This is a genomic window from Pseudomonas parafulva NBRC 16636 = DSM 17004, from assembly GCF_000730645.1.
Classification (GTDB): Bacteria; Pseudomonadota; Gammaproteobacteria; order Pseudomonadales; family Pseudomonadaceae; genus Aquipseudomonas; species Aquipseudomonas parafulva.
Window position 1 is genome coordinate 53,915 of record NZ_BBIU01000019.1, and the last position, 20,172, is coordinate 74,086.

General features: G+C 62.0%; 16 protein-coding genes and 2 pseudogenes. 9 read left to right on the forward strand and 9 right to left on the reverse strand.

Annotation, left to right across the window (positions count from 1 at the left end; genetic code table 11):
• Nucleotides 1-6: 6 nt before the first annotated feature.
• The 4 genes from PPA02S_RS13950 to pcaR form a co-directional block, all read right to left on the reverse strand.
• Nucleotides 7-1,296, reverse strand: a complete 1,290-nt coding sequence (locus PPA02S_RS13950; protein ID WP_028635114.1) for an MFS family transporter — start codon at nt 1,294-1,296, stop codon at nt 7-9.
• Between the two features lie 140 nt (nt 1,297-1,436).
• Complete coding sequence (gene pcaF, locus PPA02S_RS13955) at nt 1,437-2,642, reverse strand: 3-oxoadipyl-CoA thiolase (protein ID WP_174435885.1); 1,206 nt, start codon at nt 2,640-2,642, stop codon at nt 1,437-1,439.
• Between the two features lie 256 nt (nt 2,643-2,898).
• A complete protein-coding gene (pcaK, locus tag PPA02S_RS13960) occupies nt 2,899-4,245 on the reverse strand; it encodes a 4-hydroxybenzoate transporter PcaK (protein WP_028635116.1) in 1,347 nt (448 codons plus the stop codon).
• Between the two features lie 281 nt (nt 4,246-4,526).
• Nucleotides 4,527-5,402, reverse strand: a complete 876-nt coding sequence (gene pcaR, locus PPA02S_RS13965; RefSeq protein WP_028635117.1) for a pca regulon transcriptional regulator PcaR — start codon at nt 5,400-5,402, stop codon at nt 4,527-4,529.
• A 402-nt stretch (nt 5,403-5,804) separates the two neighbouring features.
• Between pcaR and PPA02S_RS13970 the strand changes: the two genes are divergently transcribed.
• Together PPA02S_RS13970 and PPA02S_RS13975 are read left to right on the forward strand one after the other, a co-directional pair.
• Complete coding sequence (locus PPA02S_RS13970) at nt 5,805-6,008, forward strand: hypothetical protein (RefSeq protein WP_028635118.1); 204 nt, start codon at nt 5,805-5,807, stop codon at nt 6,006-6,008.
• Between the two features lie 307 nt (nt 6,009-6,315).
• Complete coding sequence (locus PPA02S_RS13975) at nt 6,316-7,788, forward strand: inorganic phosphate transporter (RefSeq protein ID WP_028635119.1); 1,473 nt, start codon at nt 6,316-6,318, stop codon at nt 7,786-7,788.
• Between the two features lie 54 nt (nt 7,789-7,842).
• Here the strand turns inward: PPA02S_RS13975 and PPA02S_RS13980 are convergent, their stop codons facing one another.
• Nucleotides 7,843-9,318: a helicase HerA-like domain-containing protein gene (locus PPA02S_RS13980; protein ID WP_028635120.1), complete on the reverse strand. Its 1,476-nt coding sequence runs from the start codon at nt 9,316-9,318 to the stop codon at nt 7,843-7,845.
• 312 nt (nt 9,319-9,630) lie between these two features.
• Here PPA02S_RS13980 and PPA02S_RS23655 point away from each other — a divergent pair.
• The 5 genes and pseudogenes from PPA02S_RS23655 to gpgF form a co-directional block, all read left to right on the forward strand.
• Nucleotides 9,631-10,506, forward strand: a pseudogene (locus tag PPA02S_RS23655) (HAMP domain-containing protein); the annotation flags it as partial.
• 258 nt (nt 10,507-10,764) lie between these two features.
• A pseudogene (locus PPA02S_RS23660) lies at nt 10,765-11,361 on the forward strand (methyl-accepting chemotaxis protein); the annotation flags it as partial.
• Nucleotides 11,362-11,515: 154 nt separating this feature from the next.
• Nucleotides 11,516-12,637, forward strand: a complete 1,122-nt coding sequence (gpgS, locus tag PPA02S_RS13990) for an N-acetylglucosaminyl phosphatidylglycerol synthase (RefSeq protein WP_028635122.1) — start codon at nt 11,516-11,518, stop codon at nt 12,635-12,637.
• Nucleotides 12,630-13,394: an N-acetylglucosaminyl phosphatidylglycerol deacetylase gene (gene gpgD / locus PPA02S_RS13995; protein WP_028635123.1), complete on the forward strand. Its 765-nt coding sequence runs from the start codon at nt 12,630-12,632 to the stop codon at nt 13,392-13,394. The genes gpgS and gpgD overlap by 8 nt, the downstream gene beginning before the upstream one ends.
• Nucleotides 13,391-14,383 carry a glucosaminyl phosphatidylglycerol flippase gene (gene gpgF, locus PPA02S_RS14000; protein WP_028635124.1) on the forward strand — a complete coding sequence of 331 codons (993 nt, stop codon included), beginning with the start codon at nt 13,391-13,393 and terminating at the stop codon, nt 14,381-14,383. Before gpgD ends, gpgF begins: the two co-directional genes overlap by 4 nt.
• A gap of 162 nt (nt 14,384-14,545) precedes the next feature.
• Here the strand turns inward: gpgF and purU are convergent, their stop codons facing one another.
• Nucleotides 14,546-15,397, reverse strand: a complete 852-nt coding sequence (gene purU / locus PPA02S_RS14005; protein WP_028635125.1) for a formyltetrahydrofolate deformylase — start codon at nt 15,395-15,397, stop codon at nt 14,546-14,548.
• A 283-nt stretch (nt 15,398-15,680) separates the two neighbouring features.
• On the opposite strand from purU, the gene mvaT reads away from it, so the two are divergent.
• Nucleotides 15,681-16,058 (forward strand): histone-like nucleoid-structuring protein MvaT, encoded by a 378-nt coding sequence (gene mvaT, locus PPA02S_RS14010; RefSeq protein ID WP_028635126.1) that lies wholly within the window; start codon nt 15,681-15,683, stop codon nt 16,056-16,058.
• A 69-nt stretch (nt 16,059-16,127) separates the two neighbouring features.
• On the opposite strand, the gene sbcB is transcribed toward mvaT, so the two are convergent.
• From sbcB to PPA02S_RS14025, 3 genes are all read right to left on the reverse strand, one after another.
• The gene (gene sbcB, locus PPA02S_RS14015) at nt 16,128-17,561 is read right to left on the reverse strand and encodes an exodeoxyribonuclease I (RefSeq protein WP_028635127.1); all 1,434 of its coding nucleotides are present in this window, start codon (nt 17,559-17,561) and stop codon (nt 16,128-16,130) included.
• A 77-nt stretch (nt 17,562-17,638) separates the two neighbouring features.
• On the reverse strand, nt 17,639-17,998 hold the full coding sequence (locus PPA02S_RS14020; RefSeq protein WP_028635128.1) for a PilZ domain-containing protein: 360 nt from the start codon (nt 17,996-17,998) through the stop codon (nt 17,639-17,641).
• 121 nt (nt 17,999-18,119) lie between these two features.
• Nucleotides 18,120-18,506: a tetratricopeptide repeat protein gene (locus PPA02S_RS14025; RefSeq protein WP_028635129.1), complete on the reverse strand. Its 387-nt coding sequence runs from the start codon at nt 18,504-18,506 to the stop codon at nt 18,120-18,122.
• A 159-nt stretch (nt 18,507-18,665) separates the two neighbouring features.
• On the opposite strand from PPA02S_RS14025, the gene pyk reads away from it, so the two are divergent.
• Complete coding sequence (gene pyk / locus PPA02S_RS14030; RefSeq protein ID WP_028635130.1) at nt 18,666-20,120, forward strand: pyruvate kinase; 1,455 nt, start codon at nt 18,666-18,668, stop codon at nt 20,118-20,120.
• Nucleotides 20,121-20,172 lie beyond the last annotated feature (52 nt).

The following is a 20,172-nucleotide window of genomic DNA, read 5'->3' on the forward strand; positions in this document are numbered from 1 at the left end:
ACGTCCTTAATGATCGTGGTGCAAGTATTCCGCTTGCTTGGGCAGGCGCAGGCTGAACAGGAAGGCGATTGCCATCATGGCCGTGACATACCAGTAGAAGGTGTTTTCCATGCCCAGGGTCTTCAGGCCCAGGGCCACGTATTCAGCCGACCCGCCAAAGGCAGCGTTGGCCACCGCATAGGCCAGCCCCACGCCCAATGCCCGCACCTGTGGCGGGAACATCTCGGCCTTAACCAGGCCGCTGATCGAGGTGTAGAAACTGACGATGCACAGCGCCAGGCTGACCAATACGAAGGCCATGAACGGGCTGCTGACGGTTTTCAGTGCCATCAGCAACGGCACCGTGAACAGCGTGCCCAACGCGCCGAACAGCAGCATGGAATTGCGCCGCCCGATACGGTCGGAAAGCATGCCGAAGAACGGCTGCAGCACCATGAACAGGAACAGCGCGCCGGTCATCACGTAGCTGGCGTTCTTCGCGGTCATGCCGGCCGTGTTCACCAGGTATTTCTGCATGTAGGTGGTGAAGGTATAGAAGATCAGCGAGCCACCGGCGGTGTAGCCCAGCACGGTAATGAATGCCGCCAGGTGGTTGCCAAACAGGCCGCGAATGCTGCCTGCGTCCTTGTCCTGCCGGGTTTCGGCGCTGCTGGTTTCATGCAGCGAGCGGCGAAGCATCAACGAAATCACCGCGGCGATGGAGCCCACCACGAAGGGGATGCGCCAGCCCCAGGCGCGCAGTTCGTCCTCGGTCAGCACCTGCTGCAGGACCACCACCACCAGCACAGCCAGCAACTGGCCGCCGATCAGGGTCACGTACTGGAACGAGGCGAAGAAACCACGCTGCCCGCGCAAGGCCACCTCGCTCATGTAGGTGGCCGTGGTGCCATATTCGCCACCCACCGAAAGCCCCTGGATAAGCCGCGCCAGCAACAGCAGCGCCGGGGCCCATGTGCCGATGCTGGCGTAGGTGGGCAGGCAGGCGATCATCAGGGAACCGAAGCACATCATCAGCACCGAGATCATCAGGGAGTTCTTGCGGCCATGCCGGTCGGCCAGGCGGCCGAAAATCCAGCCGCCGATCGGGCGCATCAGGAACCCGGCGGCGAATACACCGGCAGTGTTCAGCAACTGTACGGTAGGGTCGTCGGAGGGGAAGAAGGCCGGAGCAAAATAGATCGCACAGAAGGCGTAGACATAGAAGTCGAACCATTCCACCAGGTTGCCTGATGAGGCACCGACGATGGCAAAGATGCGCTTGCTGCGCTCTTCACCGGTGTAATAGCTTGAGGTCATGAGGGTTTTGCTCCTGGAGGGTACAAGGTAAGTCTAGACATACCTAGTAACACACATGTTCCACCAAGTGGCCGCCAATAGGCCCTGTGTCTAACAGCAAGGGCCTGTCAGCGCACAGTGCGCGAGCAGGCCCCTACCCTTCACACGCGCTCGATGGCCAACGCCAGGCCTTGCCCTACGCCTACGCACATGGTCGCCAGGCCCTTGCGCCCGCCGCTTTTCTCCAGCTGGTGCAAGGCCGTGAGTACCAGCCGTGCACCACTCATGCCCAGCGGGTGGCCCAGGGCAATCGCGCCACCGTTGGGGTTCACCTGCGGGGCATCGTCCGCTACCCCCAACTCGCGCAACACCGCCAGGCCCTGGCTGGCAAAGGCTTCATTGAGCTCAATGACGTCGAAATCGCTCACCGCCACCCCCAGCCGCTCGGTCAGCTTGCGAACTGCAGGCACCGGACCGATACCCATGACACGCGGCGCCACACCGGCACTGGCCATGCCCAGTACCCGGGCACGTGGGGTAAGGCCATGCTTCTCGACCGCCTCTGCCGATGCCAGGATCAACGCCGCCGCACCATCGTTGACCCCCGAAGCGTTGCCTGCCGTGACGGTTTTGTCCGGGCCATTGACCGGTTTCAAGCGGGCCAGGGTTTCCAGGGTGGTGTCCGGGCGCAGGTGCTCGTCCTGCTCGACCACGGTTTCACCCTTTCTGCCAGCAATGCGCACCGGCACAATCTCTTCGGCGAAGAACCCGGCAGCCTGGGCGGCTGCAGCCTTCTGTTGGCTGCGCACGGCGAAGGCATCCTGGTCAGCGCGGGAAACCTGGTAATCGTCTGCCACGTTGTCGGCCGTTTCGGGCATGGCGTCCACCCCGTACTGGCTTTTCATCAGCGGGTTGACGAAGCGCCAGCCGATGGTGGTGTCTTCAAGCTTCATGCTGCGCGAGTAGCCGCTCTCGGCCTTGCCCATTACGAAGGGGGCGCGCGACATCGACTCCACGCCGCCGGCAATGGCCAGTTCCATCTCGCCGCTGGCAATGGCACGGAACGCTGTGCCGATGGCATCCATGCCCGAAGCGCACAGGCGGTTCAGGGTGACGCCGGGAATGCTCTCGGGCAGGCCGGCCAGCAGCAGCGCCATGCGCGCCACGTTGCGGTTGTCTTCACCGGCCTGGTTGGCACAGCCGAAAAACACTTCGTCCAACTGGTCCCACTGCACGCCAGGGTTGCGCTCGATCAGCGCCTTGAGGGGCACAGCAGCCAGGTCGTCCGCACGCACGGCGGCCAGAGCGCCGCCAAAACGGCCAATAGGGGTGCGAATGGCATCGCAGATGTATACGTCGCGCATCAGACTGCTCCTGCTGCTTGGCCGTGGGCCACAGCGGTACGGGCTTCAAGGTCGCGGACGAACTGCTTCACGGCCTCGTTGAGCGAGAGAATTGTAGCCATTGGAGGCTCCTGGTCAGGGTGTTTCTATGGGGTTCAGATTAGGGAGAATGACCCGGGGCTTACAATCCGATAATCGACTATTGGGGCGGTTATCGAACCATTTGTTACCTTTCTGTTCATCTCTCCCAAAAGGCGGCTGCGATGCCGCCCTGGGCCTGTCAGGTGGCGTCGGCGTGGCTGACGATGCCTTTGATGACGACGGCAACGGCTGCCAGTGCCGCAGGCACCAGCAGTGCAGTCAGCACTTGCTCGAACGTCCAGCCGAGGCCCAACAGGGTCGCCCCGCTCCACGCCCCCAGAATCGCCCCGAAGCGGCCGATACCCAGCATCCACGACACCCCCGTGGCCCGGCCCTGGGTCGGGTAGAAGCGTGCTGCCAGTGATGGCATTGCCGACTGCGCACCGTTGACGCACATACCGGCAACCAGCACCAGTACGGCCAGCAGCGTGATATTGCCCAGGCTCTGACCCACGGCGTAGGCAAACACCCCTGCCAGCAGGTAGAACAGGCCAATCACCTTGTGCGGGTTGAAGCGGTCCATGGCCCAGCCCACCGCCACTGCGCTCAGCACACCGCCAAACTGGAACAGCGCGCCGATGAACGCGGCCTGCTCCATGCTGGCACCACTGTCGCGCATCAATGTGGGCAACCAACTGGTCAGCAGGTACACGATTACCAGGCCCATGAAGTAGGTCAGCCACAGCAGGACAGTACCCAGCCCGTAGCTACCGGAAAAGATCACGGCAAACACGTTGCGCGCCGCCACGGCCTTCTGCTCCGGCACGCTGAAACTGCCCGCCTCGGCCACGATGCGCGGCGCGATGGGGGCCAGGGTTTTGCGCACCTTTTCCGTACCGCGGTTGCGCACCACCAGAAAACGCGCCGATTCCGGCAACCACACCATCAGCACCACGGCCAGCAGTAGCGGCAGTACACCGCCGATGACCAGCAAGCTGTGCCACCCATAGGCCGGGATCAGCTTGGCGGAGATGAAACCGCCCCCCGCCATGCCCAGGTTGAAACCACAGAACATGCTGGTCACCAACAGCGACTTGAGCCGCTCAGGGGTGTATTCAGACAGCAGCGTTGTGGCGTTCGGCATGCCTGCGCCCAGCCCCAGGCCAGTCAGGAAGCGCAGCACCAGCAGTTGATTGACGTCGGTGGCATAGGCCGAAGCCAGGCTGAAACCGCCGAACACCAGCACGGCACCCACCAGCACGCCTTTGCGGCCAAAGCGGTCGGCCAACGGCCCGGAACCCAGGGCGCCGAATACCATGCCGATCAACGCGGCACTCATCACTGGCCCGAGGCTGGCGCGGTCGATACCCCAGTCCTGGGACAGCGCCGGGGCGATAAAGCCCATGGCAGCGGTGTCCAGGCCATCGAGGAAGACGATGAGGAAACACAGCAACACGACCCGCCACTGGTAGCGGGACAGGGGTTGTTCATTGATCAGTGACTGGACGTCGAGGCTTTTGCCGACACCGGTTTGCGCTTGATTCATTGTTGTTATCCAGAAGGAGGCACAGCCAGGCCACTGCACGCGAGCATTCGGCGCAGAGTGCGTTAGTTGCGAAGGGAGGGCGCTGTGTCAGCCTGGGGACAACGGCACTGCGTACGGGTAGGCCCGCTGCAGCCTGGGGGCAGTGTGCATGGGAGGTGCCTCTTGTATTTTTGTTGTTCGGTCGGCTTAGCCGACCGTTGCGAGAGACATTAATCAGCAAACCGGGGTGGCGCAATTCACCGCCGGCGAGATTGTGCGTTTATCGCACAACAAACGTAGGGTCAGCCAAACAACTGATGGCAGAGGTCACGGCTTGCCCCCAGTAGAATCGGCAGAAAGCGCTGCTCCAGCTCACTGCGCGTGACCCGCCCGACATGGGTACTGACGTTCAATGCCGCCAGCACCTGCCCGGAGGCATCGTAGACCGGCACGGCTATCGAACGCAGGCCCTGCTCAAGCTCCTGATCGACCACGCACCACCCCTGGGCACGCACCTGCTGGATGCAGGCGAACAGCGATTCGGCATCATGCAAGGTGCGCGTGGTGCGGGGCTTGAGGTCAGCGCGCTCCAGGTACTCACGAAGGCTGGTGTCGTCCATTGCCGCCAGCAGAATACGCCCCATCGACGTGCAGTAGGCTGGCAAGCGACCGCCCACGGACAGGTCGACCGAAATCAGCCGCTCCACCGTGGCTGACCGCGCGATGTAGAGGATGTCGTCACCTTCAAGGGTGGCCATGTTCGCGGCTTCATGCAGTTGATCGCTGATCCGGTCCAGGTAGGGCTGAGCGGAAATCGCCAACGGCGTGGACGACAGGTAGGCATGGCCCAAGGTGAGCACCTTGGGCAACAACGAGTAGGTACGCCCATTGGTGGTGGCGTAGCCCAGCTTCATGAGGGTGTGCAGGCAACGGCGCACCGCTGCCCGGGGGATTTCCGTGCGGTGGCTGATCTGGGCGATGGTCAGGTGGCGCTTGCGCTCCTGGAACGCCTGGATCACAGCAAGCCCCCGTGCCAGCGAGGTCATGAAATCCGGGTCACCGGTAAAGGCCTGAATACGCTTGGCCGGCGAGGCCACGATGGGTGGCGCCAGCGCTGTTGTCGCCCCGCGGGCCGAGGCAGGGTTGGAAGGATCGTTGGCTGACAGTTCATCGCTCATCGCGCACCTCAAAAAAACGCCGGTTCGTGCGATTATCGAACAAACGGCCGATAATCGCAATTGACCGCCGACACGTTTGCTTATACCTTTCTCAGGCCACTTGTGGCTTCTTTGGAGAGACTGGTCAGGTACCCACCGTAGAAGTCTCAGGCAACGGCCTCGTCCTAGGGCGAGGCCGTTTTTCATGCGGCGCTTTACATGCACTGCAACGAACTTTCCATCTGGCCGGTTCTCAAACCTGCAAGGGCCAGTTTGATCTCGCCTGCGCCACCTTTGCATGCGCCCTGCATGTCACGATGGTTGGCAAACTTCCTATTGATATACTGTGCCTGTTCCAGCGGCCGCTTACCGGTACGCGGGACCACGCACTCCGCGGTTATTACACTCATTCAGGTACTGCATGTGACGAAAGAAGAACTGCGCGCAGAACTCGAGCGCCAGGCAGAACGTTACAAGGATGTATACGGTGGCGAGGTCACGACCTACGCCGCGCAAACAGAACCCGAACGCAAACCTTGGCGCAAACGTGCCACTGTTCAGGATCAAGCGTTCAACCAGGAACTCGAGCGCATGGAAAAAGAACTGCGCAGCGAAGATTCCCCGTAGCGCAGTTGATAAAGCCCCTTGCCCGGCACGCCTGGGCAAGGGGCGCAGAAGCTGCGCCCGCTGATCATGAAATGGAATTACACAAATTTCATACAAACGTTTGAATTGATCTAGATCGATCTTTTCATGGCGTTTTCGGAGGCAATCGCTGCCTTTAAGCGTTTTTATGAGCTGATGCTTTTAGTTGCTCGCCGCCGGGCAGTGGGGTGAAAGCCGCCAGGAGGGGATGAACCGTGCGTAACGGGTGCATCGATTGCCAAGGTTTTCTGGCATAATCCGGCCCCCCTATGACCGCCAGACAACCTTCATGATCGATTTATTCAGCGGACTGGATGCCTGGGTATTGGTGAGCCTGCTGCTCGCCCTCACCTTCGTGCTCGCCTTCGAGTTCATCAATGGCTTTCATGACACCGCCAACGCGGTAGCCACCGTCATCTATACCAAAGCCATGCCGCCACACCTCGCCGTGTTCTTCTCCGGGGTGTTCAACTTCCTCGGCGTGCTGCTGGGCGGGGTCGGGGTGGCGTATGCCATCGTCCACCTGCTTCCGGTCGAGCTGCTGATCAATGTGAACACCGGGCATGGCCTGGCCATGGTCTTCTCGTTACTGGCGGCAGCCATCACCTGGAACCTGGGTACCTGGTACTTCGGCATTCCGGCCTCCAGCTCGCATACCCTGATCGGCTCCATTCTGGGCGTAGGGCTGGCCAATGCCCTGATCAACGACATCCCGCTGGGTGATGGCGTCAACTGGCAGAAGGCTATCGACATTGCCATGTCGCTGGTGGTCTCCCCCATCGCCGGCTTCGCCGTTGCCGCACTGGTGCTGATCGGCCTGAAATGGTGGCGCCCGCTGTCGAAGATGCACAAGACGCCTGAACAGCGCCGCAAGCTCGACGACAAGAAACACCCGCCCTTCTGGAACCGCCTGGTGCTGGTGATCTCAGCCATGGGCGTGAGCTTCGTGCACGGCTCCAACGATGGCCAGAAAGGCATTGGCCTGATCATGCTGGTGCTGATCGGCATCGTCCCGGCCAAGTTCGTGCTCGACCTGAACAGCACCACCTACCAGATCGAGCGTACCCGTGACGCGACGCTGCACATGAGCCAGTTCTACCAGCGCAACGCCGCCACCCTGGGCGAGTTCCTGGCACTGGGCAAAGCCAAGGCCAGTGACCTGCCGGAGAAATTCAGCTGCAACCCGCAGCAGACCGAACCGACCATCGCGGCGCTGCAGTCTTCCCTGCAGGGCGTGACCGACTACCGGGCACTGGACGCCGACAAGCGCGTCGAAGTGCGTCGCTACCTGCTGTGCCTGGACGACACGGCGAAAAAGGTCGGCAAGTTGCCAGGGCTGGACGCCCGCGAAAAAGCAGACCTGGAAAAACTGCGTAAAGACCTGACCGCCACCACCGAATACGCACCGTTCTGGGTGATCGTGGCGGTGGCACTGGCCCTCGGCCTGGGCACCATGGTCGGCTGGAAACGCGTGGTGCTTACCGTGGGTGAAAAAATCGGCAAGCAGGGCATGACCTATGCCCAGGGCATGTCGGCCCAGATCACCGCAGCCTGCGCCATCGGCATGGCCAACGTGTTCGCCCTGCCGGTATCGACCACCCACGTGCTGTCGTCCGGTGTGGCCGGCACCATGGTCGCCAACAAAAGCGGCTTGCAGGGCGGCACGGTGAAAACCATCCTGCTGGCCTGGGTGCTCACCCTGCCAGCGTCCATGGGCCTGGCCGCCGGCCTGTTCTGGCTGGCCTCCAAAGCGCTCAGCTAAAGTGCCAGGTGCAGGAGCCGCCCTGGCTCCTGCACCCACACAGGCGGTTACCCGCTACTTCTTCTTCCCGCCCAGCAACGACCCCATCAAGCCGCGCACCAATTGCCGCCCAATCTGGTTGGCCGCCTGGCGCATCGCCGACTTGATCGCCTGCCCTGCCGCACCCTGCAAAAACTCACCCGCCTTGTCGGCAAAACTGCTTTCGTCGGCCTTGGGCTGCGGCGCAGGCTCTACCGCCTCGCCCTTGCGCTGCGTCAGCAGCTCATAGGCAGACTCCCTGTCCACGGGCTTGTCGTAACGCCCGAGCAAGGGAGAACCCGCGATCAGGGCAGCGCGCTCAGCGTCACTCAGCGGCCCGATACGGGACTGGGGTGGCGCTATGAGTACGCGCTGCACCGTGGCAGGCGTGCCCTTTTCTTCCAATGTGCCCACCAGCGCCTCGCCAATACCCAGTTCGGTCAATGCCGCCAGGGCATCGAAGGCCGGGTTCGGGCGAAAGCCCTCGGCCACCGCCCGCAGCGCCTTCTGCTCCTTGGCGGTGTAGGCACGCAGCCCATGCTGGATACGCAGGCCCAGCTGGGCCAGCACAGCGTCCGGCAGGTCTGCAGGGGATTGGGTCACGAAATACACCCCCACCCCCTTGGAGCGAATCAGCCGCACCACCTGCTCCAGCCGGTCTTGCAACGCCTTGGGTGTGCCCTTGAACAGCAGGTGGGCTTCATCGAAGAACAGCGCCAGGACCGGCTTGTCGGCATCCCCTCGCTCCGGCAATTGCTCGAACAGCTCGGCCAACAACCACAACAGAAAAGTCGCGTAGACCTTGGGGGCCTCGTGCACCAGGCGGCTGGCATCAAGCAGGTGGATGCGGCCCTTACCACCTGCAGCCGGCTGCAACAGGTCGTCCAGTTGCAAGGCCGGCTCGCCGAACAATGTCTCGGCACCCTGCTGCTCCAGCGTGGCCAACCGGCGCAACAACGCCTGGGTAGAGGCAATGGTCACCAACGCGCTGTCTTCACCCAGCAGTTGCGGGTTGTCCTTGAGGTGCGCGAGCAGCGCCTTCAGGTCCTTGAGGTCCAGCAGCAGCAGCCCTTCCCGGTCAGCCACCTTGAACGCGGCGTACAGTGCGGCCTGCTGGCTATCGGTTAGATCCAGCAGGTTGCCAAGCAGCAATGGGCCCATCTCGGTCAACGTGGTACGCAGGGGGTGGCCGGTCTTGCCGGCAATGTCCCACAGGCTGACCGGATACGCCTGCGGCAGGTAGTGCAGCCAGGGCATGCCGGCGATACGTTCGGCCACCTTGCCCTGCGGCGCACCGGCCGCCCCCAGCCCGCACAGGTCACCTTTAACGTCAGCGGCGAACACGGCGACACCGGCGTCACTGAAGGCCTCGGCCAGATGCTGCAGGGTCACGGTCTTGCCAGTACCTGTGGCGCCCGCCACCAGGCCATGACGGTTGGCCAGCTTCAGCGCCTGCCCGACCGGCAGGCCGTCTAGCCCAGCCCCTACAACGATGGTTGAAGATTCCGACATCTGTTTAATCCTCTGCTCAAGCTTTGCCTGGGGTCGGCCGATACCTCGGGGTGATATTTGCCTTACATAGAGAGAAAAAACCGAAAAGGGACTTTTCGGGATGTTGCACTCGCTGTGCTCGACAGGTGCGAACACCTGATACAACACCTTAGCGGAATCGATAACGCCATGAACAAAAGCCTTCGTTTCAGCCACAAGATTCTATTGGCAGCCTCACTGATCGTGATACTCGCCTTCAGCCTTTTTACCCTCTACAACGATTACCTGCAGCGTAATGCGATTCGCGAGGACCTTCAGAACTACCTGGCTGAAATGGGCGCATCCACGTCGACCAACATCCGCAGTTTGTTCGAGGGCCGTATCAAACTGGTGGAAAACCTGGCACAGAACATTGCCCAGCAGCCGGCCAGTGCCGAAACGCTGATGGGGCAGAATGCCCTGGTGTCCAGTTTTCTAACGGTGTACCTGGGCAAGGTAGACGGTGGCTTCAGCGTGCGCCCGGACGCGAAGATGCCGGACGGCTACGACCCCCGCACCCGCCCCTGGTACAAGGACGGCATGAACGCCAGCGGGGCCATGCTGACCGAGCCCTATATCGACATGACCACCAACAAGATGGTTATCGGCATCCTGAGCAAGGTCGCCAACGACGTTGGTGTGGTGGGCGGTGACCTGGCCCTGGACGGCCTGGTGCAGATCATCAATTCGCTGAACTTCGGCGGCATGGGCTACGCCTTCCTGGTCAACGACCAGGGCAAGATCCTGGTGCACCCTGATCAGGGCCTGGTGATGAAGTCGCTGTCGGACCTGTTCCCCGAACACGCACCCAAACTGACCGCAGACCTCACCGAGGTGCAGAGCGAGGGCCAGACCCGCCTGCTCACCTTCACACCAGTGACGGGCCTGCCGTCGGCCAACTGGTACATCGGCCTGTCGATCGACAAGGACAAGGCCTTCGCCATGCTCACCACCTTCCGCACCTCGGCGGTGATCGCCACGGTGGTGGCGGTGGTCATTATCATCGGCCTGCTTGGCCTGCTGATCCGCGTGCTGTTGCAGCCGCTGCACACCATGACCCGCGCCATGGAAGACATCGCCGAAGGCGAAGGCGACCTGACCAAACGCCTGCGCATTCACAACCACGACGAATTCGGCATTCTGGGCACCGCCTTCAACCGCTTCGTCGAGCGCATCCATGCCTCGATCCGCGAGGTGTCTTCGGCCACCGAGCAGGTCAACGAAGTGGCATTGCGGGTGATTAGCGCCTCCAACTCGTCCATGACCAACTCCGACGAGCAATCCAACCGCACCAACAGCGTGGCCGCCGCCATCAATGAACTGGGCGCAGCCGCCCAGGAGATCGCCGGCAATGCCGCCCAGGCCTCGCAGCACGCCAGCTCGGCCAGGCTGCTGGCCGAAGAGGGCCAGCAGGTGGTGGAGCGCAGCATTGCCGCCATGAACCGCCTGTCCGACCTGATCGTCACCTCCAGCGGCCACATCGAAACGCTGAACGGCAAGACAGTGAATATCGGCCAGATTCTCGAGGTGATCACCAGCATTTCCCAGCAGACCAACCTGCTGGCTCTGAACGCGGCCATCGAAGCGGCCCGTGCCGGTGAAGCCGGCCGCGGCTTTGCGGTGGTAGCCGATGAGGTGCGCAACCTGGCCCACCGCACCCAGGAATCGGCGCAGCAGGTACAGGGCATGATCGAGGAACTGCAAGTGGGCGCCCGTGAGTCGGTCGATACCATGGACCAGAGCCAGCGTCACAGCACCGAAAGCGTGCAGATCGCCAACCAGGCCGGCGAGCGGTTGGACAGCGTTACTGTTCGGATCGGCGAGATCGACGGCATGAACCAGTCGGTTGCCACTGCAACCGAGGAGCAGACTGCCGTGGTCGAGGCGATCAACATGGACATCAACGAGATCAACATGCTCAACCAGGAGGGCGTGGAAAACCTGCAGGCCACACTGCGCGCCTGCTCCGACCTGGAACAGCAAGCCAGCCGCCTCAAGCACCTGGTCGGCACGTTCAGAATCTGACAGCCAACCACCAGCGGCAGGTATGTGGCCTGCTGCTGGCCATCAGCCCATCAGCGGCCGATCGAACAAACCATCCTTCCACAAGGTCAACTTTAGGCGTGTCATCGCCGGCCAATCACTGCCGGATGACAGACCCGAATACGATCCCGGAGGGATGCTGATCGTGCACATCGCCGACATCACCATGTTCTACGCCCCGGCCAGCGGCGGCGTACGGACGTACCTTGATGCCAAACACCATCGCCTGGACGCACTGCAGGGTGTGCGCCACAGCCTGCTGATACCCGGCGCCAGCGCCACCCACGCAGACGGCGTGTACCATGTGCCCTCCCCACCCCTGCCATTCGGCAAGGGCTACCGTTTCCCGGTACGCCTGGCGCCTTGGTGCAATGTGCTGCGCGACCTGCAACCTGACCTGATCGAAGTGGGCGACCCCTACCTCACCGCCTGGGCGGCCCTGGAGGCGCGGCGCAAACTGGATGTGCCTGTGATCGGCTTCTACCACTCCGACCTGCCCCTGTTGGTAAGCAATCGCATGGGCAATTGGTTCACCCCTAACGTGGAAGCCTACGTCAGCAAGCTGTATGGCAATTTCGACCGGGTGCTCGCCCCAAGCAAGGTGATGGCCGACAAGCTCAAGCGCCTGGGCGTGCGCGATGTGCACGTCCAGCCCCTCGGGGTAGACCTGGCCACCTTCAACCCTTCACGGCGCGACCCACAGGTACGCGCCGAGCTGGGTATCGCCGACACCAGCCGCCTGTTGATCTACGCAGGCCGTGGCTCACGGGAGAAGAACCTGCCGGTGCTGCTGGAGTGCATGCGCCAGCTTGGGCGTGGCTACCACCTGCTGCTGGTAGGCTCGAACATGCCCAGCAACGTGCCCGACAACGTCAGCGTGATTGGCCAGTTCTGCCCGGCACACGAAGTGGCGCGGCTGATGGCCAGTGCCGACCTGCTGGTGCATGCAGGGGACCAGGAAACCTTCGGCCTGGTGATCCTTGAAGCCATGGCCAGCGCCACGCCAGTGGTCGCGGTGCGCGCCGGCGCGTTCGGGGAAATCGTCAACGACCAGTGCGGCCGGCTGTGCCAGCCCAACGATGCGCAAGCGATGGCCGCCGCCGTGCGTGAAGCCTTTGAGGCCGGCGTGCGTAACCTCGGCGCCCAGGCCCGTCACCACGTGGAAACCTGCTACTCATGGGACAGCGTGGTCAATGGCCTGCTGCAACACTATCACGCCGTACTCGGCCACCCGCTGCAGGTGCGCGCCCATGCCTGAAGCGTCTGCCAACCCTCGCAGCCTGATGCTGGTATTGCATGACGTAGCGCCAGAAACCTGGCCAGACTACGAGCCGTTCGTACAGGCCGTGGACGCGCTGGGTGATGTACCCATGACCTGGCTGGTGGTGCCGGACTTTCATCGGCGCAACCCGCTGCACCAGGCACCTGGGTTCTGCCAGATGCTTGAACACCGCCTGGCGGCGGGCGACGAGCTGGCGTTGCACGGTTATGCACATGCCGACGAAGGGCCACTGCCACGCACGCCCGTCGAGTACTTCATGCGCCGTATCTATACCCACGAGGGTGAGTTCTATGGGCTGGATGAGCAGCAGGCCCTGACCCGCCTGCAAGATGGCCTGGCCCTGTTTGCGCAGCAGGGCTGGCCGGTGGCAGGGTTCGTTGCCCCGGCGTGGCTCATGAGTGAAGGCACGCGCCAGGCACTGCGTCGGTTGCCCCTCAAGTACACCAGCACGCCGCAGCACCTCTATCGGCTGCCAGACTTCACCGCGATAGATGCACCCGGGCTGGTGTGGAGCGCCCGCAGTGCCTGGCGCCGGGAATTTTCACGCGTGCTCTGCAACTGGCAGTGCCGCCGTTGGCAAGGCGCCAACACGCTGCGCCTGGGGCTGCACCCGGTGGACATGCGCCACCGTTCGTCCCGCGAGTACTGGCTGCGCACGTTGCAGAAGCTGCTTGAAGACGGGCGCCAGCCCTTGACCAAATCCGCCTGGCTGGAGCGCCAGGTAGCCGCATGAACCGCTGGGTCTGGCTGGCGCTGGCGTTGCTGGGCGCAGCGCTGGTGCCGGCACTGCTGGGCGGCACCGAACTGCTGCCCAGGCTCAGCCGTTTCGACCCGCAATTGCTGCTGACCTTGGTTGGCATGATCGTGCTGTGCTGGGTGCTGAATGCACTACGCCTGCGCCTGCTATTGGGCGAACAAGCCCGGCACGTTACCCCTGTGCGCACCCTGGGCGTGGTGATGGCCACCGAATTTGCCATTTGCACCACACCCGGGGGCAGCGGCGGCCCGTTGACGCTGATGGCCCTGCTCGCCCGGGACCGCATCAGCCCTGCACGCAGTGGCGCAGTCTTCGCCACCGACCAACTGAACGACCTGGTGTTCTTCTTCTGCGCCATGCTGGCGATTGCCGGCTATGCACTGTTCCACAGCCTGGGCCGCAGCCAGCTGAGCATGCTGTTGGGCAGCGCTGCGCTGCTATGTGCGGCGCTGGCCGCTGTGGTAGTGCTGTTGCGCTACAGGCGCCCGGTAATGCGCGCCAATGGCAGGCTGATACAGCGGCTGGGCGTCAGTGCCCCACGCAAGCGGCGCTGGGCCCGCAAGCTGCTGCGCTTCACGCAGGCCCTGGCGCAGACCTGGCAGTTGCCCAAGCGCACCCTTGCGCTGGTATTCACCCTCACCTGCGCCCACTGGGGCCTGCGTTACAGTGTGCTGTACCTGGTGGTGAGGGGCCTGGGCACGGACCTGGGCTGGATCCCCAGCTTCCTGGTGCAGATGCTGTCACTCAGTGCCGGCCAGTTCAGCATGATGCCCGGTGGTGCCGGGGCAGCCGAACTGACGTCGGCCAGCCTGTTGACGCCGATGCTGGGCAGCTCGACGGCAGCGGCGGCGATCCTCCTGTGGCGGGCTGTCACGTACTACTTTTACCTGTTGGCGGGTGGGCCGGTGTTTGTGGCTCTACTGGCTCGCCCGCTGCTGGAGCGCTGGCGCCGCCAGGCGGGTTGAGCTGCTGCCAGAGCGCCGCGGCGCCGGGGAAATCGGTGCCGTCGGTAGGCTCCAGGGCCTCGGGGTCAAAACGGGCAAGGCAACCCTCACCCAGTGTGGGCGGTAACGAGGCGGTCGGGGCATTGCGCTGCCGGGCCATGTGTCACCGCTCCCCTGCCAGACTCAATCGAACACGACAGTCTTGTTGCCGTGCACCAGTACCCGGTCTTCCAGGTGATAACGCAGGCCGCGGGCCAGCACCATCTTTTCTACGTCCCGGCCGAAGCGGACCATGTCTTCGATGCTGTCGGCATGGTTCACCCGCACCACGTCCTGTTCGATGATCGGGCCGGCGTCCAGCTCTTGAGTGACGTAGTGGCAGGTGGCGCCGATCAGCTTCACACCACGCAAAGCAGCCTGATGATACGGCTTGGCACCCACGAAGGACGGCAGGAAGCTGTGGTGGATGTTGATGACCTTCTCGGCGTAATCCTGGCACAGCTGTGGCGGCAGGATTTGCATATAGCGGGCCAGCACCACCACATCGGCCGCGTGCTCCTGAACCAGGCGCGACACTTCGGCGAACGCTGGCGCCTTGTCCGCAGGGTCTACAGGCACATGGAAGAATGGAATACCGTGCCATTCGACCATGCTGCGCAGGTCGTTATGGTTGGAGATGACACAGGGGATATCGCAATCGAGTTCATCCGTGTGCCAGCGGTGCAGCAAATCGGCCAGGCAATGGGACTCACGGCTGGCCATCAACACAACGCGCTTCTTTTGCGCCGAATCGGTGATGCGCCACATCATGGAAAACTCTTCGGCAATCGGCGCAAAGGCTTCGCGGAAGGCTTCAATACCAAAGGGCAAGGATTCTGCGCGGATTTCATGACGCATGAAGAACCAACCGCTCTGCACGTCAGAGTGGTGGCTGGCTTCGTTGATCCAGCCGTTGTACAACGCCAGGAAATTACTGACTTTCGCCACGATGCCGACGCGGTCGGGGCAAGCGATCACCAGACGGTAGGTGCGCATGAATAAGACTCCAGAACTTCGCAAAGGCGCACATTCTAGCGGCCCGCCAGAAAAAACGCAGTAATGATTGAGGGGGCGGGCGCGAATCGTTGACCACGTGAATCAAGGCATTGTCTGACAAGACGGACAGACGAGACCGTCGCTTAATGTAAATTTTTGTTCACCCAGAGATATGTTGTCACAGCTTAATTAACAGTTAATGCCGCAATAACATGTTTACTTGCGAGTATCGCCTGTCTATTATTGCCCCACACATTTCCGAACACGCATTAAGGAACACTCCATGTCCCTGATCAACGAGTACCGCGCCACCGAAGAAGCCATCAAGGAACTTCAGGCCCGCCTGGCCAACCTGTCCCAGGATGACAAGCTGAAAAAAGAACTGGAGTTCGAAGGCAAACTGCGCACCTTGATGGGTGAATATTCCAAGTCGCTGCGTGACATCATTGCCCTGCTCGACCCGGATTCCAAACTGAGCAAAGCACCCCGTGGCGCCGTCAAGCCAACCGCTACCAAGCGTGCCCGCAAGGTCAAGCAATACAAAAACCCGCACAACGGTGAAGTCATCGAAACCAAAGGCGGCAACCACAAAACCCTGAAAGAGTGGAAAGCCAATTGGGGTGGTGATGTGGTTGAAAGCTGGGCCACCTTGCTGGACTGATTGTCCTGCACCGCAGGGTTGCCCAATAAAAAACGCCGGCGTATTACCGGCGTTTTTTATTGGCCGGTTTTAAGCGATGGCTAATTGCGCTTGCAAGTGCCGGGTGTGAAGCTGCCAGGCTTGCAACACCTGCTGTCCTGCTGGGTCTGCCCCAGGCCATGCGAGCTCCAGGGCCTTGGCGAAATCGCCGAGGGTGTTCGGCGCGCCCCACTGCGGGTCAAGCAGGCGCTGTCGGCAGAAATCCTGCCAGCGTTGCTGTTCCTGCCCATTCAAGGTATCTGGAAAATTACGCGCCCGGTAACGGAACAACAGTTCGGGCAACCGTGGGTCATCGAACATCCACTGCCCATGCCCCAACTGGGCAGGGTCCGAGGTACGCACGTGTTCGCACAAGCGGCGGTCACGCTCGCCCAGAAAACCGTCGTACAACTGCTGCTCAGGGTCGGCACTCGGCGCAAACGCTTCTTTGCCATAAATGAGTTGAAGCTTGTCCTGCCATTGCACCTGCTGGTTGGCCAAGTCTTCCCCACGGCGTTGTAACATCGGCACATCCAGGCCCAGCCGTAGTTGATCCTGAGGGCGCAACACCGAAAGCGGCGTCACTACTGGGCAACGGTTGATCTGTATTAGTTTGAGCGGGACCGGTAATTCACCCTCTGCCAATTCATCACGCCGGGTGTACAAACGCTGGCGCAAAGTTTCAGCAGTTTCCCACACAAGCGGTGAGGTTTCCTGATGCAGGTCGCACACAATCAGTGCATTGCGGTTGTGCGGATGCCACGCCAGTGGCAACACCACCCCCAAATAATTACGGGCGGCAGAAAAGCGACCCGATATATGCACCAGCGGCTGCAACAAGCGTATCTGCTCCATCACCTTGTGCTTGCTGCGTAGCTGGAAAAGCCATTCATATAACTTTGGCTGTTGCTGGCGAATCAAGCGCGCCAGAGCGATGGTGGCCCGTACGTCGGAAAGCGCTTCGTGGGCATGGCCATGGTCAATCCCGTTTGCCTTGGTCAGTAACTCGAGGCGCAGGCTGGTACGCCCCTCCTGTTGCGGCCATTCAATCCCCTCAGGCCTGAGCGCATAAGCGGTGCGCACCACGTCGATCAGGTCCCAACGGCTGTTACCCCCCTGCCATTCACGGGCGTAGGGGTCGAAGAAGTTGCGGTAAAGGCTATAGCGCGTCACTTCATCGTCGAACCGCAGGGTGTTGTAGCCGGCCCCACAGGTGCCGGGCTGAGCCAGCTGTGCATACACCCGGGACATGAATTCAGCTTCGCACAGGCCCTGCTCGACGAGCTGCTGCGGGGTGATACCGGTCACCAGACAGGCCGCTGGGTGCGGCAGGATGTCATCGGACGGCCGACAGTAAAGGTTGATGGGTTCGTCGATTTCGTTCAGCTCGAAATCGGTGCGCAGCCCGGCCATCTGCAAAGGGCGGTCGCGGCGCGGGTTGATACCGGTGGTTTCGTAGTCGTGCCAGAAAATGCTTGCGGTCACGGGGTCGTCCTGTAGCGGGGTCGACCCGATTCTAACGCGATTCCCCAATGTCGAGGCTCAAGGGCGCCTACGGCAGGTCAGACGGGGGCGTTGGCGGCGCGAAAGCTGAAGTATTCCTGCAGTGACTTCACAAAGTCGTCGAATTCGCGCGGCGCCTGCAGCAGCATGAAGCCAGAATCGTAGTGCCCTGGTGTCTGGTCCTCACGGCACCACAGGCAACTGGCGGTCAGGTTGACGAACTGGTGCCCGCCGCCCTGCAACGGCAAGCGTAATTGCAGTTCGTAATCAGGGCCTACCAGCACGGGCAGCTCACTGATGACCATCAACCCGGCCTCCGACGCGTTCCCCAACAGGCCGATCTCCTGACCGGTAAAACGGTTGAAGACCTGAAGAACGAAGGGTAATTGATGGCGTTGTATATTGCGCTTGTTGAACATGGCGGTTGATGCAGTCCGTTCCTGGCCAGGAATGCGTGGAACTGGCGGTTTTTGTAACAGCTGAGTTACAGATTAGCGCAGGGCGCCTGCTAACTCTCACAAAATAGAACACACCTTGGCATTATCGCCAAGGTGCAGTCGTCGCCGGCTTGGCGATGGCGGGTTCGCCACTGCGATAATGGCCGAGCCGCTCCAGTGTCTGCAGGCGCGCTTGCGCCCGGTAGGCGTATTCGTTGCCGGGGTAGCGCTGAATCAGGTACTGGTAGGTTTGTGCAGCATCCACATACAGCGCCTGACGCTCCAGGCACTGGCCACGCAGCAATGCAACCTCGGGGTGGATGAACGGGCGGGCTCGGCTGGCACGGTCGACCTGGGACAACTCGAGCATGACCCGCTGGCAGTCGCCACGGTCGTAGGCGCGGTAGGCGTTGTTCAGGTGATGGTCCATCGACCAGCGGGTACAACCGACGGCGCTGGCGGCCAGGGCTAAAACGATCAGGGTGCGCATGGGTGTCTCCTTTGCTGTCCAGCTTATCGGCCGCTGCCGACGTTTCTTCAGCCATGGCGCGACGGGCTGTGGGTAGAGCATCAGGTAGTGAAACGGAAAAATGACTACAGCAAGATTCAGGAGTAGCCTTTCGCTGCGCTTCAATACAGGAGTCTGTGCATGACCATCCGCCGCACCAAAATCGTCGCCACCCTTGGCCCAGCCAGCAATTCGCCGGAAGTGATCGAACAACTGATCCACGCCGGCCTGGACGTGGCACGCCTGAACTTCTCTCACGGCACCCCGGACGAGCACAAGGCCCGCGCCCGCCTGATTCGTGACATCGCCGCCAAGAACGGCCGCCATGTCGCACTGCTGGGCGACCTGCAAGGCCCGAAGATCCGCATCGCCAAGTTCGCCAACAAGCGCATCGAATTGAAGATCGGTGACAAGTTCACCTTCTCCACCGCTCACCCGCTGACCGAAGGCAACCAGGATATCGTCGGTATCGACTACCCCGACCTGGTCAAGGACTGCGGCGTAGGTGACGAACTGCTGCTCGACGACGGCCGTGTGGTCATGCGCGTTGAAACCGCCACCGCAGACGCCCTGCACTGCGTGGTGATCATTGGTGGCCCGCTGTCGGACCACAAGGGCATCAACCGCAAAGGCGGTGGCCTGACCGCCCCGGCCCTGACCGAGAAGGACAAGGCCGACATCAAGCTGGCAGCCGAAATGGACCTGGATTACCTGGCCGTTTCCTTCCCACGCGATGCCAGCGATATGGAATACGCCCGCAAACTGCGTGACGAAGCGGGCGGCAGCGCCTGGCTGGTCGCCAAGATCGAGCGCGCCGAGGCGGTTGCCGACGACGAAACCCTCGACAAGCTGATCGCTGCCTCCGATGCGGTGATGGTTGCCCGCGGTGACCTGGGTGTGGAAATCGGCGACGCCGAACTGATCGCCATCCAGAAGAAGATCATCCAGCACGCACGCCGCAACAACAAAGCGGTGATCGTGGCGACCCAGATGATGGAGTCGATGATCCAGAACCCGATGCCCACCCGTGCCGAAGTGTCCGACGTGGCCAACGCCGTGCTCGACAACACCGACGCGGTCATGCTGTCGGCCGAAAGTGCCGCCGGTGCTTACCCGATCGAGGCCGTGCAAGCCATGGCGCGCATCTGCCTGGGCGCCGAGAAGCACCCGACCAGCCAGCGCTCCAGCCACCGCCTGCACACCACCTTCGAGCGCTGTGACGAAAGCATCGCGCTGGCGGCCATGTATACCGCCAACCACTTCCCTGGGGTAAAGGCGATCATCGCCCTGACCGAAAGTGGCTACACCCCGTTGATCATGTCGCGCCTGCGCTCGCATGTGCCGATCTTCGCCCTGTCGCCACACCGTGCCACCCAGGCTCGCGCCTCGATGTTCCGCGGTGTGTACCCGATCGACTTCGACCCGGCATCGTTGCCGGCCGACAAGGTCAGCCAGGCAGCGGTCGACGAACTGCTCAAGCGTGGCCTGGTGGAACAGGGTGACTGGGTGATCCTGACCAAAGGCGACAGCTACCACACCATCGGTGGCACCAATGGCATGAAGATCCTGCATGTGGGTGATCCGCTGGTCGGTTGATCCAGCAGCGCGTCAGGGGCCGCTCCGCGGCCCTATCGCAGGCAAGTCTCCC

Coding starts and splice junctions, on each gene's coding strand:
- PPA02S_RS13950 (WP_028635114.1), bottom strand. CDS start 1,296: ATGACCTCAAGCTATTACACCGGTGAAGAGCGCAGCAAGCGCATCTTT.
- PPA02S_RS13975 (WP_028635119.1), top strand. CDS start 6,316: ATGATCGATTTATTCAGCGGACTGGATGCCTGGGTATTGGTGAGCCTG.
- pcaR (WP_028635117.1), bottom strand. CDS start 5,402: ATGAGCGATGAACTGTCAGCCAACGATCCTTCCAACCCTGCCTCGGCC.
- pcaK (WP_028635116.1), bottom strand. CDS start 4,245: ATGAATCAAGCGCAAACCGGTGTCGGCAAAAGCCTCGACGTCCAGTCA.
- PPA02S_RS13980 (WP_028635120.1), bottom strand. CDS start 9,318: ATGTCGGAATCTTCAACCATCGTTGTAGGGGCTGGGCTAGACGGCCTG.
- gpgF (WP_028635124.1), top strand. CDS start 13,391: ATGAACCGCTGGGTCTGGCTGGCGCTGGCGTTGCTGGGCGCAGCGCTG.
- mvaT (WP_028635126.1), top strand. CDS start 15,681: ATGTCCCTGATCAACGAGTACCGCGCCACCGAAGAAGCCATCAAGGAA.
- purU (WP_028635125.1), bottom strand. CDS start 15,397: ATGCGCACCTACCGTCTGGTGATCGCTTGCCCCGACCGCGTCGGCATC.
- pyk (WP_028635130.1), top strand. CDS start 18,666: ATGACCATCCGCCGCACCAAAATCGTCGCCACCCTTGGCCCAGCCAGC.
- PPA02S_RS14025 (WP_028635129.1), bottom strand. CDS start 18,506: ATGCGCACCCTGATCGTTTTAGCCCTGGCCGCCAGCGCCGTCGGTTGT.
- gpgS (WP_028635122.1), top strand. CDS start 11,516: ATGCTGATCGTGCACATCGCCGACATCACCATGTTCTACGCCCCGGCC.
- gpgD (WP_028635123.1), top strand. CDS start 12,630: ATGCCTGAAGCGTCTGCCAACCCTCGCAGCCTGATGCTGGTATTGCAT.
- PPA02S_RS14020 (WP_028635128.1), bottom strand. CDS start 17,998: ATGTTCAACAAGCGCAATATACAACGCCATCAATTACCCTTCGTTCTT.